13 protein-coding genes are annotated in these 14,798 nt (G+C 43.3%); 11 read left to right on the top strand and 2 right to left on the bottom strand.

Annotated features, from left to right (window positions below):
- The first annotated feature begins 142 nt into the window (after positions 1–142).
- Both AC0VYE_RS03590 and AC0VYE_RS03595 read left to right on the top strand, forming a co-directional pair.
- Entirely contained in the window at positions 143–769 is a 627-nt protein-coding gene (locus AC0VYE_RS03590; protein WP_475446112.1) for a hypothetical protein, read from the top strand.
- A gap of 27 nt (positions 770–796) precedes the next feature.
- Positions 797–1,150: a DUF3221 domain-containing protein gene (locus AC0VYE_RS03595; protein ID WP_475446114.1), complete on the top strand. Its 354-nt coding sequence runs from the start codon at positions 797–799 to the stop codon at positions 1,148–1,150.
- On the opposite strand, the gene AC0VYE_RS03600 is transcribed toward AC0VYE_RS03595, so the two are convergent.
- The gene (locus AC0VYE_RS03600; RefSeq protein ID WP_475446116.1) at positions 1,137–1,589 is read right to left on the bottom strand and encodes a hypothetical protein; all 453 of its coding nucleotides are present in this window, start codon (positions 1,587–1,589) and stop codon (positions 1,137–1,139) included. The two genes, AC0VYE_RS03595 and AC0VYE_RS03600, sit on opposite strands and share 14 nt — an antisense overlap.
- 944 nt (positions 1,590–2,533) lie before the next feature.
- Here AC0VYE_RS03600 and AC0VYE_RS03605 point away from each other — a divergent pair.
- From AC0VYE_RS03605 to AC0VYE_RS03630, 6 genes are all read left to right on the top strand, one after another.
- On the top strand, positions 2,534–4,162 hold the full coding sequence (locus AC0VYE_RS03605) for a cellulase family glycosylhydrolase (RefSeq protein ID WP_475446118.1): 1,629 nt from the start codon (positions 2,534–2,536) through the stop codon (positions 4,160–4,162).
- 241 nt (positions 4,163–4,403) lie between these two features.
- Positions 4,404–5,339: an ABC transporter permease gene (locus AC0VYE_RS03610; protein WP_076268878.1), complete on the top strand. Its 936-nt coding sequence runs from the start codon at positions 4,404–4,406 to the stop codon at positions 5,337–5,339.
- 81 nt (positions 5,340–5,420) lie between these two features.
- The gene (locus AC0VYE_RS03615) at positions 5,421–6,245 is read left to right on the top strand and encodes a carbohydrate ABC transporter permease (protein WP_083682147.1); all 825 of its coding nucleotides are present in this window, start codon (positions 5,421–5,423) and stop codon (positions 6,243–6,245) included.
- Between the two features lie 79 nt (positions 6,246–6,324).
- Positions 6,325–7,989 carry an extracellular solute-binding protein gene (locus AC0VYE_RS03620; protein ID WP_475446120.1) on the top strand — a complete coding sequence of 555 codons (1,665 nt, stop codon included), beginning with the start codon at positions 6,325–6,327 and terminating at the stop codon, positions 7,987–7,989.
- Between the two features lie 125 nt (positions 7,990–8,114).
- Positions 8,115–10,061, top strand: a complete 1,947-nt coding sequence (locus tag AC0VYE_RS03625) for a sensor histidine kinase (protein ID WP_475446122.1) — start codon at positions 8,115–8,117, stop codon at positions 10,059–10,061.
- A complete protein-coding gene (locus tag AC0VYE_RS03630; RefSeq protein ID WP_475446125.1) occupies positions 10,036–11,634 on the top strand; it encodes a response regulator transcription factor in 1,599 nt (532 codons plus the stop codon). Before AC0VYE_RS03625 ends, AC0VYE_RS03630 begins: the two co-directional genes overlap by 26 nt.
- Positions 11,635–11,697: 63 nt before the next feature.
- Here the strand turns inward: AC0VYE_RS03630 and AC0VYE_RS03635 are convergent, their stop codons facing one another.
- On the bottom strand, positions 11,698–12,783 hold the full coding sequence (locus tag AC0VYE_RS03635; protein ID WP_475446127.1) for a DUF3626 domain-containing protein: 1,086 nt from the start codon (positions 12,781–12,783) through the stop codon (positions 11,698–11,700).
- A 211-nt stretch (positions 12,784–12,994) separates the two neighbouring features.
- Here AC0VYE_RS03635 and AC0VYE_RS03640 point away from each other — a divergent pair, with 211 nt between their 5' ends.
- The 3 genes from AC0VYE_RS03640 to AC0VYE_RS03650 all read left to right on the top strand — a co-directional run bounded on the left by AC0VYE_RS03640 (position 12,995) and on the right by AC0VYE_RS03650 (position 14,743).
- Positions 12,995–13,828 (top strand): helix-turn-helix domain-containing protein, encoded by an 834-nt coding sequence (locus tag AC0VYE_RS03640; protein ID WP_475446129.1) that lies wholly within the window; start codon positions 12,995–12,997, stop codon positions 13,826–13,828.
- Between the two features lie 92 nt (positions 13,829–13,920).
- Entirely contained in the window at positions 13,921–14,283 is a 363-nt protein-coding gene (locus AC0VYE_RS03645) for a VOC family protein (RefSeq protein WP_475446131.1), read from the top strand.
- A 28-nt stretch (positions 14,284–14,311) separates the two neighbouring features.
- Complete coding sequence (locus AC0VYE_RS03650) at positions 14,312–14,743, top strand: DUF6526 family protein (protein ID WP_475446133.1); 432 nt, start codon at positions 14,312–14,314, stop codon at positions 14,741–14,743.
- Positions 14,744–14,798 lie beyond the last annotated feature (55 nt).

Genomic DNA, 14,798 nt, shown 5'->3' on the forward strand with positions numbered 1-14,798 from the left:
CTAAATATTGCTAAATATAACATGAGGGTATTTCATTATCAAACACATTTTGATGGATATAGCCATTGCCTGTTCTACTGTATTAGAATAGTTATGCAGGGAATTATTGCAAGCATAAGTATCTTGTAAGAGGAGAATGGCCATGACATGTGTTCAAGCCGTAATTACTAATCCCTTTTTCGATAAGCCTTTATGGCTTCCTAAAGCAGAGAGCAGAGAAAATGCATATTTATCAAAAAATTCAAGCGCAGAGGATGTTGTTATTTTTCTGACAGTGCTATGTGGCATGAATGATATTGATATAAATAAAGAGCCTAATGAAGTGGTAAAAGAACTCATTAATGCAGATGAAATTGTACTGAGCGGCGGGATTGCTTTTGAGAGTTATAGCCATGTGATACTTCCCAGTTGTTGCTGTGGATTGGAGCAATGGAAGGAGGTCCTTGACGCGGTCATAAATAAGAAAAGTGCCTGGCTAGGACATGATCCCTTTCCATCTATCGAATACTTGGATCAATCAGTAAGGATTTGGTCGGATGATTACTATGGAGTGATGAATGTAAAACCACCAACAGAACAAGAGCAGCAGCAAATGTTTTTTATTGAATATAACGATATTGAATTGATTGAACAACTGGAGAGTGTTGAAGCTGATCTATTGGATTTCTTTAATTACGCATTGGTCAAACAATTATCGATGGTTAATGCTGAGCTATTGGACAAGCTTTTCTTGAAATATTGTGAGTGGCTTAGTCTGGAAATAAAATAACCACCAAATCAAATAGGGAGGAAAAAGATGAGAAAATGGATAGCGTATTTGGTAGTCGCAATTGCAGTCTGCGGGTTAATCATTGGCATTAATAAACCATTCGAAAAAGGCGATTATATTCTAGAGAAGCAACTTAACAGCAATGTCGCTCCAACCCTATTTGTTGCCTATAACATTTCCAAAAAAGAGGCCAAAACAAAGACGCTTTCTGATTTTTTGAATAACGAAAATCATAACGATGTGATGATTATTCGCGTTGATGATAGAGAGCTTTACAATGACCTGAGGATCGGCGAAAGAGTAACGATCAAAACAAAAGGTTACACGATGTTGTCATCCCCGCCTCAAGCGGTAGCGGATGAGATTATTAGGCATTCTTGAGCTGATTTAACGCCGCTTCAATAGGTTTGTCTAGTCGTGTGTTTTCCTTGATGTCACTCCAGTTAACGATCAGAACGTTTCCTTCCTGATATAATCTTGCGAATGATTTGGAATCGGCATTTTCTGTTTGTTTATTGAGTTCTTCAGCCCCATTAATGCGATCTTTTTCAGACTGAAAAATATAAAAATGCATAAACTCAGGTTCATTTTCTTTCTTATTTAGTGGCATTCCTACGGAATAGACTTCGGGAATAACATCGTTTAATTTCGGCGGGTAACCTGTTATCCCATAGGATATTAGCTCTAACTTCTGAGCTTCAACCGCTTTGATTACATCCTCTAAAATAAACTTATTTTCCTTGTTGTTTGTATCTTTGGAGCATCCGCCTAAGATGATGAAGCATAATAAAATGAGAAATACTGGATTTATTTTCGACATTATCGAAAGTACACCTCCAACATAATAATAATGCTTTTGAGACATCTAATTGTAATCATATAGACTCTCGAATGATTGTTAAGGTTGCATTATTTGGATGATTAGTTAAAGTCTAACGAATCGTAAAGAGCTTATTTTGCGGAAAAGTGAGGTTTGAAGATGCTAACGAATCACAGCAACGCTATTAGGTGCTTTTGTACACGAAAAGGGACCATTTGAAGGAAATAAGGTTGCTGGTGTTCGTTACATTTTTAAAAAGCGGAAATGTAGGCGGATAACGTGTGTTAGATTCGTTACAGATAATGATGATACTGTTGGTACCCATAATGATTGTTAAGGTTGCATTATTTAGTTGTTTTACCCATTTGTAAAGTCTAACGAATCGTAAAGAGCTTATTTTGCGGAAAAGTGATGTTTGAAGATGCTAACGAATCACAGCAACGTTATTAGGTGCTTTTGTACACGAAAAGGGACCATTTGAAGGAAATAAGGTTGCTGGTGTTCGTTACATTTTTTTAAGGTGAAAATGTAGGCAATTAACGTTTCTCAGGTTCGTTACAGAAAATGAAGGTGCCTCTGGAACTGCTGGAAGTGTTGGTACTTCTGGTACTGCTGGTATCGCTGGTACCGCTGGTACTGCTGGCACCGCTGGTACTGCTGGTACCGCTGGTACTGCTGGTACCGCTGGTACTTGCTGTCACCTTCCTGATACTCATGATACTTCTGGTGGATAGTTCGACGTGTTATTTTGCCTTTTCGCATGCAAATGCAGTTAGATTTATTGCTTGCTATACACAAATCAACGCAAATTGGCAGCTAAAAGGCTGCGCCTTTCGGATATGCTCTCCATATTTCGGAATGCTCACCGTAAGCTGTGGTCTTGTGCTATATTTTGAGAGAGTGGCAATGATAGTTCTAATCCATACATATAAGGAGGCAATCCGATGATGAGCGTGCATAGCAACAACAATGATGTAAGCGGTTTCGTAAGGGCGGAAGGTAAAAAGTTGCTTAATGGAGACGGCAAAGAAATTGTGCTGAGAGGCGTTGGGTTCGGAAGCTGGCTGCTGCCGGAAGGATATATGTGGAAATTCCCGCAAGGCGGAGACCGTCCGCGCAAAATCGAGGCGATGGTCAAGGAATTAATCGGCGAAGAGAAAGCAGCACAGTTCTGGGATAGTTATGTGGAGCGTTATGTGGATGAGATTGATGTCCGCGAAGTGGCGAAGCAGGGCTTTAATTCCGTGAGGTTTCCTATCAATGCCCGCGGAATTCTAGAACAAGGCGACGAGATCATTTTTAATGAAAAGAGGCTTGCACGAATTCATGAAGTGATTGAATGGTGCAGAAAGTATAAGCTGTATGTCATTTTGGATTTGCACGGGGCGCCAGGCGGGCAGACGGGAGCCAACATTGACGATTCGGAAAATGATTTGCCGGAGCTGTTTACGGATCGCCGCAACCAAGAGCTGACGATCGCGATTTGGCGAATGTTCGCAGAGCGCTATAAAGACGATTGGATTATTGCCGGATATGACCTCTTTAATGAACCTCTTCCGGATTGGTTTAACCAATATAACGACCTTGTAGAGCCGCTGCACAAGGAAATTACAGCAGCGATCCGTGAAGTGGACAAGCGTCATATGATCATTATTGAAGGGGTGCATTGGTCAACGGATTGGAGTGTATTCACAGAGAAATTTGATGATAATTTAATGCTGCAATTCCATAAGTATTGGAACAACCCCGATACGGAAAGTATTCAGAAGTATATAGATAAGCGCGAGGAGTGGAATGTGCCGATCTTCATGGGCGAAGGCGGTGAAAATAACGCACAGTGGTACAGCGGAGCATTCCAAATGTTCGAGGACCATCAGATTTCGTGGAATTTCTGGACGTGGAAAAAGATGAACACATCAAATTCTCCGTACTCTATTCGTATGCCGGAAGGCTGGAATCTGCTGACGGCTTATTTGGAGGGCGGCGCTAAACCGGATGAAGCAACTGCGGAAGCGATCTTAAATGAATATCTCGATAATCTTAAAGTGGACAATTGTGATGCGTTCCCAGGCATATCCCGTGCGCTGCTGCGTCACCTTCCGCTCCAGATTCCTGCTGAATTTTATGGACAAGGCGAGGGTGTCGGCTTCGGCATCGTGAACAAAAAAACGAACAAGACGGGGCTGCGTGCAAGTGATGGCGTACCGATGAGAATGATTACGGGCAAGACCGAGATACCAAGCTATCATTCAGAGGGCGGCAAGGTTTGGGCAGAGGATAATACGCTTTGTGTAGAGCTGCATCAAGGGGATTGGCTCGCGTATGATGCTTTGTGCGTTGAAGCAAGGTCATTTGATCTGCATGCGCGCCTGCTAGCCGCTGCGGGACAAGCGACATTATCCATTGAACTGGAAGGCCAAGAGCCGGTGAGCTGTGAGGTAAACGGTGAGGAGTGGACGGAGAGCCTGCTACTAAAGGACATCCATCTACCAGCTGAAGCAGTTCGTGTCATTATCCGTATTTTAAGCGGCAGCGTGGATTTGGATTGGATTGAATTTTCGTTTGCTAAATAGAATGAAAAACCAAAATGTGATGCGAGGCAGGTTCTGCCAGCATCACATTTTTTTGTGCGCAAAAAACGGCAGATGCACCCAAAACCGAAAAATGGTCACCTGAATACGAAATCTAAAGCCTTACGAGACAAGGACTAACAATCTACAATTAAAGTATAAGAGATGCAAAGGCTTACATCAGATTTTCAACAGCATGGGGGTAATTATTTTGAAAACACAGCTAGGTTCAGCGCCTGCTTCCTTGCCTGCTGCGGACGCAAAGGCAGCAAGAAGCAAATGGTTCAAAAAGTTGTACAGCCAACGGCACATTCAAATTATGGCGTTACTAGGCGTGCTATGGATGATTATATTCAACTACGTTCCTATGTATGGCGTTATTATCGCCTTTAAAGAATTCAACATTGTTAAATCCATAAGCGAGGCGCCTTGGGTTGGCTTTATGCACTTTAAGGATTTTTTCCAGGATGAGAGCTTCGTTGATGTCATGAAAAATACACTCGGCATCAGTCTTATCAAACTTGCGATCGGATTTCCACTACCTATTATTTTTGCATTATTTCTAAACGAGGTTCGTTCGGTCGGCTTCAAAAAAGCGATTCAGACCATTTCGTATTTGCCTCACTTTTTGTCATGGGTTATTCTCGGCGGTATTCTTGCCACTTGGCTTTCGGATGTTGGGATTATTAACAACGTTCTTCTTGCTCTTAATTTCATCGATGAGCCGATTTCCTATTTGGCAGAGCCTAGCTACTTCTGGAGCATCATTATTACATCAGATATATGGAAAGAGCTTGGCTGGTCCGCCATTATCTATCTAGCGGCTATTGCCAGCGTATCGCCAGAGCTGTATGAAGCAGCAACGATTGATGGCGCAGGACGTTTTCAAAAAATGTGGTACGTCACTTTGCCTAGCATTAAGGCGACAATCTCCATCCTGTTCATTCTAGCAGTGAGCGGCGTGCTTAACTCGAACTTTGACCAGATTCTAGTGCTGCGCAACTCATTGAACGAGAGCGCGAGCAACGTTATCGATATTTATGTTTATCAGACGGGCATGCAGCAAGGACGTTATTCTTACTCCACTGCTGTTGGATTGTTTAAGTCTTTAATTGCATTAATTCTATTGCTTATTGCAAACCGAGTAACGAAAAAAATGAACGATACTTCACTGTTCTAGAAACGGAGGCGACTAACCGTGTTTAATATTAAACGTAAAACAAAAGGAGAAGCATTTTTCGATATCTTCAACAATTTCGGAATGCTGCTCATTTGCTTCGCGACCCTATATCCGATTTGGTATGTGCTGGTCAATGCCTTCAATGAAGGGCAGGACGGCATGCGCGGCGGGATCTACTGGTGGCCGCGGGTTTTCAGCATCGAGAGCTTCGACGCGGTATTCCAAAGCAGCGGCATCATGACTGCGATGGGAATTACCGTAGCCAAAACACTGCTTGGCACGGTGCTTCACGTGTTTTTTACGGCGATGGTTGCTTATGCATTCTCACGCAAAGGCCTCATCGGCGGCAAAATATATATTCTCTTCGGAACGGTTACTTTGTTCTTCGGCGGCGGTCTAATTCCGACCTACCTGCTTATGAGAGATCTGCATTTGCTGGATAACTTCATGGTCTATATCATTCCTGCCATGTTCAGCTTCTTCGATCTTATTATCTTCATGACCTTCTTCCGGGATATTCCGGATGGCCTTGAGGAAGCTGCCAAAATTGACGGAGCAAATGACTGGTCGATCTTTGTGCGAGTGATTTTGCCCGTATCGATGCCGGTTATTGCTACAATCGCTTTGTTCCACGGGGTATACCAATGGAATGATTATTTTGCCGGCGTAATCTACATGAACAACATGGACATGCAGCCGATCCAAACTTATTTGTACCGTATTGTTGCTCAGTCCAGTTCTAGCCAAATGTTGGCCGCTATCCCTGGAGGAATAGGGAAATCCGTTACTACACAATCCATCAAGCTGGCTACGATGGTTGTCACGACCCTTCCAATCGTTATCGCTTATCCGTTCCTGCAGAAGTATTTCGTAAAAGGAATGATGATCGGTTCGATTAAAGGTTAACTTATGGCAGTACCTTCCGCCCTTTATAGCGCAGAGGATTGCATATATAATCATTCATACAGAGAAGGGGAAGACAAACATGAACAAGAAGCTTAAGCTCAAAAATGTATTGATGCTGATGGTCGCAACGGTTCTAGTCTTTACGACCGCTTGCTCTTCAGGCGGCAACAAAAACAATGGCAAGGAAGAGGGCAATGGCGCTCCTGCTGAGCAAGTGAAGCTTACTCAGGACGATAAGGGCTGGGAAGTGGATAAAAGCCCGATTACGTTCGACTGGTACATCAACTTCTCTTGGTTCCCTAACAAATGGGGCGTAGATGCGACTTCGAAATATATTACTGAAAAAACTGGCGTTAACATTAACTTCATCGTTCCAGCGGGCAACGAAGCTGAGAAGATGAATACAATGATCGCTTCGGGCTCTTTGCCTGACTTTATTACACTAGGCTGGTACGAAGATGCGGTTAAGAAAATGATCGAAGGCGATCTAGTTCTTCCGCTGAACGAGCTTGCTGATCAATATGACCCTTACTTCTACAAAGTAACAGACCCTGCTAAGCTTTCTTGGTACAAACAAGAAAACGGCAATGTATACGGTTATCCGAACTCTTCCTCATCACCTAAGGACTATGAGAAATTCGGAGATAACATTACATCCACGCAAACCTTCCTTGTGCGCAAAGATATGTACGAAGCACTAGGCAAACCGGATATGCGTACGCCGGAAGGCTTCTTGAATGCACTTGAGGCTGCGAAAAAAATGTATCCTGATGTGAACGGCCAACCGCTTATTCCACTAGGCATGTATGATTTCAGCGACACAGGCAACGCGTCGCTTCAACATTATATTCAGAACTTCCTTGCTATTCCTTACGATAAAGATGGTCAGCTGTATGATCGCAATACAGATCCTGAATATGTAAAATGGCTGAAAACAATGCGTCAAGCGAACGAAGACGGCTTGCTGTCGAAAGATATCTTCATTGACAAGCGCCCGCAAATGGAAGAGAAAATTGCACAAGGCCGTTATTTCGCAATGCTTTACTCTAGATCTGACCTTGCAAACCAACAAAATGCACTATTTGCAAATGATCCGAACTCCATCTACATCGCTGTAGACGGTCCTGCTAATACTAACCTTGATCAGCCGACGCTTGCTGGTCCATCGATCTCAGGTTGGACAGTTACACTGATCTCCAAAGATGTGAAAGACAAAGCACGCGCGATTCGTTTCCTAGACTATTTGATCTCGGAAGAAGGACAGCATGATACGTTCTTCGGTAAACAAGGCGTAACTTGGGATAACATTGATGGCAAAGATCAGTTCTTGCCAGACGCATTGAATCTATTGAATACAGATCGTGGCGCTTTCGACAAGCAGCTTGGCGCATCCCACACGTTCTGGATGATGATGGATACGAACCTAACGCCAATCTGGTCTCCGCCAGCTGTTGAGCCATTCAAGCAATTGGAAGATTGGACTCGCGGCAAGGCGAAGAGCTTGTCGGAATTCGACCAGCTGAACCCAACTGGCACTTCAGCCGAAGGTATTATGAACACAAAAATAGATCAAGAGTTTGGTAAAGTATTGCCAAAACTAGTGCTTGCTAAATCGGATACAGAGTTCGATAAAATTTGGGGCGATTTCCTAAAGAAACGTGAGACGCTTGGATTCAGCAAAGTACAAGCCTACAAACAAAAGAAATACGAAGAAAATGTTGCGAAGTTGGACGCAGCCAAATAATATAATCATTTCTACCACTTAGGGGGAAGACCCCAGCGAAAGGTACTCCAGAACCGGAAACGGTCTGGGGTGCTTTTTGTGCAATATAAGAATAGTTGGTTTTGCTTGATGGGGAAGTTAATCGATTGAATGAAATACAGAGCGGAAGTGAGAGCATTATGGGCAGAAAATTTCGGTTACATCTTCAGTCTGCTACGAATTGGCTAGGGCATCGATCGATGCAAAGCCGCCTTGTGGCGGCTTATATCGTCATATTATTAATTCCTAGCATCGGCGTATCGAACTATCTCTTTAATCAGATTAGGGATAGTTATATTAACGATACCTTTAAGCAAAGCCAATACTTGCTTGAAATGGAGAAAGTGAATGTTCTAAATCAGATTGAAGCTATGGAACGGGCTGCCCAGCTCACTTTATCGAAATCTGAAATTTTGGATTATATATCAAAGGATGAAGATCTTCCTGTTGAAGAGCTCCTCGACTTATATCGTGGCGCCCTTACCGACATGATCAACATTCAAATCAATAATCCGAATATTGCCCATCTTCGTTTGTTTGCAAACAATGATCATATGTCCGAAGTTTGGCCGATTATTTTCCATGAACGCCGGATTCAGAAAGAGCCGTGGTACGCCAAGCTGGATCAATTGGAAGGGAAGGAAATGTGGATATTCAAAGAGCGGGACCTGGACATTTTGCATCGTTACGTGACGGATGTTAACGATCAAATGCCGAAGGTTTCACTCCTGCGCGTCGTGAATTCCGGAAGCAAGCGTATTGGGATTATCCAAGTCGAAATGCTGCTGAAGCAGTTCTCGCCGAAAGCGTTTGCCAATATTAAGGATGACGGGTCGCAGATGATGCTTGCTGATGGCAGCGGAACTATTTTTATGGATGACAATCAACCGTTTGTCGGCAGTGATCCAGAGCTTCATCAAGCCATTTTGCAAGAGTTCCGGGAAATGAATGAGCACGGGGTTAAAGAGAAGCGATTTTCTGTAAATAAGCATCCTTATTTGCTGGTCTCCACGCCCGTGGAACAAGTCAGTGCGCATATTCTTAATGTGGTGTCGTTAAAAAATGTGGATGAACGCGTATCCAGAGCCGAGAGACAAATCATCGCTGCTAATATTATTCTGATCGGTCTATTATCCTTCATTACGTATTTAATGAACTCCTTTATTCTCAAAAACCTGAGTCGTCTCACAGAGGCAATGAAGAAAGTAAGAAGAGGAGAAATGCCAACGGGGCTTCCTTTGGGCGGAGGCGGAGAAATAGGCGAGCTAGCGCATCATTTTAACAAATTAATTCATACCATTAATGAGTTAATTGCCCAGGGAGTTAAGAAACAGGCGCTAACGAAAGAGGCGGAGCTGCGCACCCTGCACAGTCAGATCGACTCGCATTTTTTGTACAATACACTCGAGAATATTAAGATGCTCGCAGAGATGGAAAACCAGCGGACAATATCCGATTCGCTTACCTCGCTTGGCGGTATGATGCGTTATAATTTCAAGTGGTCTGGCGAATATGTAAGCTTACAGGATGAGCTTCGCCATATTCAGAATTATATTGCCGTCATGAATATTCGGTTCGACGAACCGATTCAGCTGGAGCTAAATATTCCACCGAAGCTGCTGGAGATTGAAGTGCTTAAGATGTCATTGCAGCCAATCGTAGAAAATGCAGTAAAACATGCGTGGACGGGTGTGGAAGAGAGCACGAGCAAAATATTAATTGATGTTATTGAGGATGAGGAAGCAGGCATTATCATCAGGCTGAGAGATAACGGCATGGGTATTAAAGCGGCCCGCTTGGAGCGGTTAAATGAAATGATTCACACCGATAATAGTAACGGGATTTCTTCAGAGAAAGAAGCTGGAAACGGAAAACAAGCGTTTGGAATCGGCCTGCGCAATGTTCATCAGCGTATTCGGCTTTATTATGGCAAGCCATATGGATTACAGGTATATAGCAGAGAAGGGCAATTCACAGAAGTAGTCATTACCCTTCCTAAGGTACTGTTGATGGGAGGAAGTTCCGGATATGAGAACAATGCTGATCGTAGATGACGAGAAAAATATCCGATTAGGGCTCAAGACGATGATAGAGAGAGAATTTCCACAATTATATCAGATTCGAATGGCGATACATGGAGAAGATGCGTTAGCACAATATCGCAGTGAACGGGCAGATATCGTAATTACAGATATTCGCATGCCCGTGATGGATGGCATTGAACTCATTAAGCGGCTTACTCAGGAACCTGCGCCGGTGCAGAAACCGATCTTTATTATTTTAAGCGGCTATGACGATTTCTCCTATGCGAAGGCTGCGATAGAATATCAGGTTAAAGATTACTTGCTCAAGCCGATTCGGCGGGACGAGCTGTTTGAATCACTCACAAAGAGCGAGAACACGCTGCAAGCGCAAGCTGAATTAGCTGAGCGGGTAGCGGTAAGCGATACGTACCGCGAACAGCTGCGAATAAATAGTCTGAAGGAATGGTTTAGACAAGATGACCCTGCCTACGATTTTGCAAATGATCTGGAAGCTAAAGTCGGATTCGAACAGTTCACTAGACCATTTTCTGTTGCCGTCCTGAACTATAAATCGGAGAGCGGCGACTCCATGAACAAAGAAGAGTTCAAGCTGCTAGTGGAGAAAATGATGCAGCCGATTAAGGGTGTACTGGATGTCTCGTTTCTAGATAGTGAATGCAAGCTTGTTCTGATCGGCAGCCCGGCATTGCAGTTCGAAGAATTGTTTAGGCAGGCTGGCGGGAAGGAACTGGATGGACTGCGCATGGGGATAAGCGCAGAGGGGAATGAAATCGAAGATTTGTTTCATTGTTATAAGCAAGCTTCTGAGGCGCTTCAGTATTCATTCATGTATTCAAATTGCCGTCTGCTGCATCATGAAGACATTCGAGCGAAGCGGCAGTATTATCCCGTGCCAGAAGAAGAAATTCGCAAGCTTGGCAACATGCTCGGAACTGATCGGGAACGGGAGGTTCAGGAGCTGCTGAAGCTGATTTTCCATACCGAGGATATACCGAATGTAGATATTGGCTACTTAAAGCTGGTAGGCAAAATGATCAATGAGCAAGTTTTGGACGAAGTATTCCGTATTTACGGCGAAGAGTCGATCGAAGTATTGAAGCTGTATCGTAAAGTGGGCAGTATGGATAATTTCCGCAGCTTTCACGATTATTATCGGAGCTTAGAGCTGCTGCTCTCAAGCGTGAACGACTATGTCAGAGGCATACGCTCAGCGTACAGCGAGCATTCGGAGATTAAAGCAGCGGTTAACTATATGGAGGAAAACTATTATCGCCCGCTTAATATGGCTGTCGTGAGCAATTATGTTGGCCTTAATTACTCCTATTTCAGTGAAGCGTTTAAGGTACATACGGGTGAGAATTTTGTATTGTTTCTTAAAAAAATTCGCATTCGCAAAAGCAAAGAGCTGCTGCTCGAAGGCAATCAGAAGATGCAGGAAATCGGCAGTGCCGTCGGCTTTGAGAACAGCAAGCAGTTTTCTCGTGTGTTTAAGGAGCTTGAGGGAATATCGCCGCAGGAATATCGAATCAAGGTGAGATCAGATGCTGATCAGAGCAAAGAATCGGAAGAACATAGGGTTTAGAGGAGAGGAGCTGCGGGCTCCTCTTTTTTATTTTCCTTTGTTAACCTCCGATTACGCTAACTTTCACTTTTCCATTGGCTTTCCATATCTCACTAAAACATGCCAGAGTAATTTTAATTCTTGCAGAACTTCTTTGTAGGTTCCTCTATCGCTCCAATTATTTGGATTTCGTTTCAAGTCCATAGCTGCTGCGCCAATCATATTAACATCAATAAAATCACTTTGCGCAATTCTTTTGGCTAGTGAAGGCATCGAAGGACCTCTGAAATTGATAGGAACCTCATCCACTAAAAGGGTAAAGCCCCTATGCCAGTAAAGATCAATGGAATACTTTAAACATAGCTGTTCTAAGATTCGTCCTGTATGCGTGCCCTTAAATGATGGATCGGCAACAAGCGTCTTAACGTCTTCTTTAAGAGAAATGTCACCATGAACCTGAGCTTCGATATAGTGGTCCAGATTTCGATTTGGCTCTTTGTTTGAAGGATTTTGGAATGGTTTCTCAAGATTGACGAGCATATGGTCGATTAACTTTCGAACCGTCAGATTGCTTTCACCAATGGCAAAATTATTAAAGAACGCATCTCTCATGAGAGCAGCTAAAATAAGGTCAAATTCCTTATACGTCCCCTTTTCCTTAGGGTCTTGGTGAGAATCTAAATAAGTATAAGTGCAACGATGGGAGACATCAGCGGATAAAAGAAAATAACATGATCCAAACCGTGGAGCAGGTCCATCGGGATGTAACATGACATTGAGTGCCCCATACTTGGGCCGTTCGCTATTGGTTGAGCCATTTATTTGGTACGCTCCGCCAAACATTTTATTTTCCCAAAGGTCTCGTTCACCACCTGGAAATGCTGAAACACTTCCATTCGATAGGAAAGTCTCGAACTGGCTTTTATAAATCCCCTGCTCAAGCAGTGCTTCAGCAACGCTTTTCATGTTCGGCTCTAGTCGATCAGGGTGAAAGTGCAGCGCAATACTTGCATGAGATTTTAGTTTAGTGATAGCATCTTCAAATGTCTTCAGCTCGATGCTGGACATTTGAAGGATTTCGCTAATAGTTTGCTCCGCCTCATTTTTGCGGCTTTTTGCGTAATTTGTAATATACTCTTGAGCTAATTGCTGAGACCTCGATAATTCCATAGGCAGAAGAGTCCCTTCCCTTTTTTATAGAATCATAATACAGGATGGACAGTAAGGGAAATGCAGATAACGTTATTAAAAATACTTTATTTTTTTCTGACAATAGAAAGTTATCATGTATAATGATTTACATATGTTGTAAGTATTCAACGTCACCATGTTTAATGATTCTAATAGGAAGACTACATGGCAGAGGTGGGGTAGTAATGGTGTGAGTCACTCCGTTCAAGAAGTTTACGAAAAAAAGACGGCAGGCTTGAAGCAAACGACGGAATCTGATCATGAAGCCGCTGTAAAAGCAGCAATTGTTCAGATGGTAGAACGTATGGAAGATTCGACTCTTTCGACGGGAATGCTGGCAAAGCTTATTTCGTACAGTCCTTTTCATTTTGATCGTATCTTTCGCTCCGCCACAGGCATTCCGCCTCGGCTGTATTTATCTGCTCTTCGCTTTCAATGGAGTAAAAAGCTGCTATTGAAATCTACTTTATCAGCTACTGAAGTAGGTCAAACGGTGGGATACAGCAGTTTTAGCACCTTTTCTTCCAAATTCTCAAGTTTTATCGGGCTTTCGCCGCAGCAGTTTAGACATTTTATTGAGAGCAGGTCGCTTGGGCTCAATGAACTTCGATCCATTCGTTTGCCAGAGGGTATTCAGACGCTTTCAGCCATAGAGGGGTATGTTAAGGCGCCAGAATTGCTTCATGGCGTGATTTGTATTGGCTTGTTTCCTAGGCCAATTCCTATGGGCAAGCCTGTGGGATGCACCATGGTGTTTGAGTCAGGAGCATACGTGATACCGAATGTTCCCGATGGAACGTACTATATCATGTCAATCGCATTTTCATGGGATGCTTCTCTCGATGAGTACCTGCATCCGCAGCACTCTTGGCGTGGCAAGGCGAGTGGGAAAATCACTGTAACAGATGGCGTTGCTAAAGGCGAATCCAATGTTACCCTTCGACCTCCAACGTTTTATGATCCGCCTATATTGATTTCCTTTCCCGTTCTCGTTCAAGCTTTTCTTAATAGGCTGGAAAGATAAAAGAGAGCAAACTAGAAGAAGCAAAATTGACGGTTTATGGCTATTCTTTTTGTAGAGTCTTATCAGACTACTGCAAAAAGAGGAGTGAACGTATGTCACGCGTTATTCATTTTGAAATAGAAACTAGAAATCCAGAGAAAAAAATGTCATTTTACGAAGAGATTTTTGGTTGGAAGTTCCAAGAGATGATGGAGGGGTACTGGATAATCATTACGGGCGAAAATGGTGAGGAAGGAATTGACGGTGGACTCATGCGCAGCTCGACAGAAGAGGCACTGCGAACCGTTAATTCAATTACCGTGGCGGATCTGGATGAATATTTGGGCAAGGTCGAGCGAGCAGGCGGCAAAGTTACCTCCGCCAAGATGGAAATTCCCGAGATTGGCGATTTTGCTTATTGTGAGGACTCTGAAGGTCTCGCTTTTGGCGTGATTCAGTTTTTCAAAAAAGAATGAATTAGACATTACATTGGGGGAAATCGTTATGAGCAATGTGAAAACGCAAAGCTATGAGAACCATGGGCAATATGCACCTTTGTATCATTTTATACTGGCGCCCATTGCGCTTATCTTATTTATCGCGTCGATTGTTCATATATTTAAAGAGCAATTCAGCTTCTCTTCGCTATTAATTTTTGGTCTTGCTGTATGTGTAGTTCTCTTGGGTGCGGTTGTCCGTCAGTTCGCAACGAAGCTGCAGGATCGCAGCATTGTTCACGAGGAGAACTTTCGGCATTTCAGGCTTACAGGCAAACCATTGGATACAAGACTTAGCGTGCAGCAAATCATTGCTCTGCGTTTTGCGGAGGATGATGCTTTTCCTGCATTATGCGTGAAGGCAGTTGAAGCGGGAATGAATTCCGGGACGATCAAGAAATCGATTACGAATTGGCGAGCGGATCATAACCGCGTTTAAAAGCAGGACGATAACAAGGAAAGAGCAAGGATGGGTTGCAGCCGTCCTTGCTCTT

The organism is Pristimantibacillus sp. Z349TD_6, from assembly GCF_056173205.1.

What these genes read in the sequence shown, in the direction of transcription:
- AC0VYE_RS03590 (WP_475446112.1), top strand. Translation starts at nt 143, where the DNA reads ATGACATGTGTTCAAGCCGTAATTACTAATCCCTTTTTCGATAAGCCT.
- AC0VYE_RS03595 (WP_475446114.1), top strand. Translation starts at nt 797, where the DNA reads ATGAGAAAATGGATAGCGTATTTGGTAGTCGCAATTGCAGTCTGCGGG.
- AC0VYE_RS03600 (WP_475446116.1), bottom strand. Translation starts at nt 1,589, where the DNA reads ATGTCGAAAATAAATCCAGTATTTCTCATTTTATTATGCTTCATCATC.
- AC0VYE_RS03605 (WP_475446118.1), top strand. Translation starts at nt 2,534, where the DNA reads ATGATGAGCGTGCATAGCAACAACAATGATGTAAGCGGTTTCGTAAGG.
- AC0VYE_RS03615 (WP_083682147.1), top strand. Translation starts at nt 5,421, where the DNA reads ATGCTGCTCATTTGCTTCGCGACCCTATATCCGATTTGGTATGTGCTG.
- AC0VYE_RS03620 (WP_475446120.1), top strand. Translation starts at nt 6,325, where the DNA reads ATGAACAAGAAGCTTAAGCTCAAAAATGTATTGATGCTGATGGTCGCA.
- AC0VYE_RS03630 (WP_475446125.1), top strand. Translation starts at nt 10,036, where the DNA reads ATGAGAACAATGCTGATCGTAGATGACGAGAAAAATATCCGATTAGGG.
- AC0VYE_RS03635 (WP_475446127.1), bottom strand. Translation starts at nt 12,783, where the DNA reads ATGGAATTATCGAGGTCTCAGCAATTAGCTCAAGAGTATATTACAAAT.
- AC0VYE_RS03645 (WP_475446131.1), top strand. Translation starts at nt 13,921, where the DNA reads ATGTCACGCGTTATTCATTTTGAAATAGAAACTAGAAATCCAGAGAAA.
- AC0VYE_RS03650 (WP_475446133.1), top strand. Translation starts at nt 14,312, where the DNA reads ATGAGCAATGTGAAAACGCAAAGCTATGAGAACCATGGGCAATATGCA.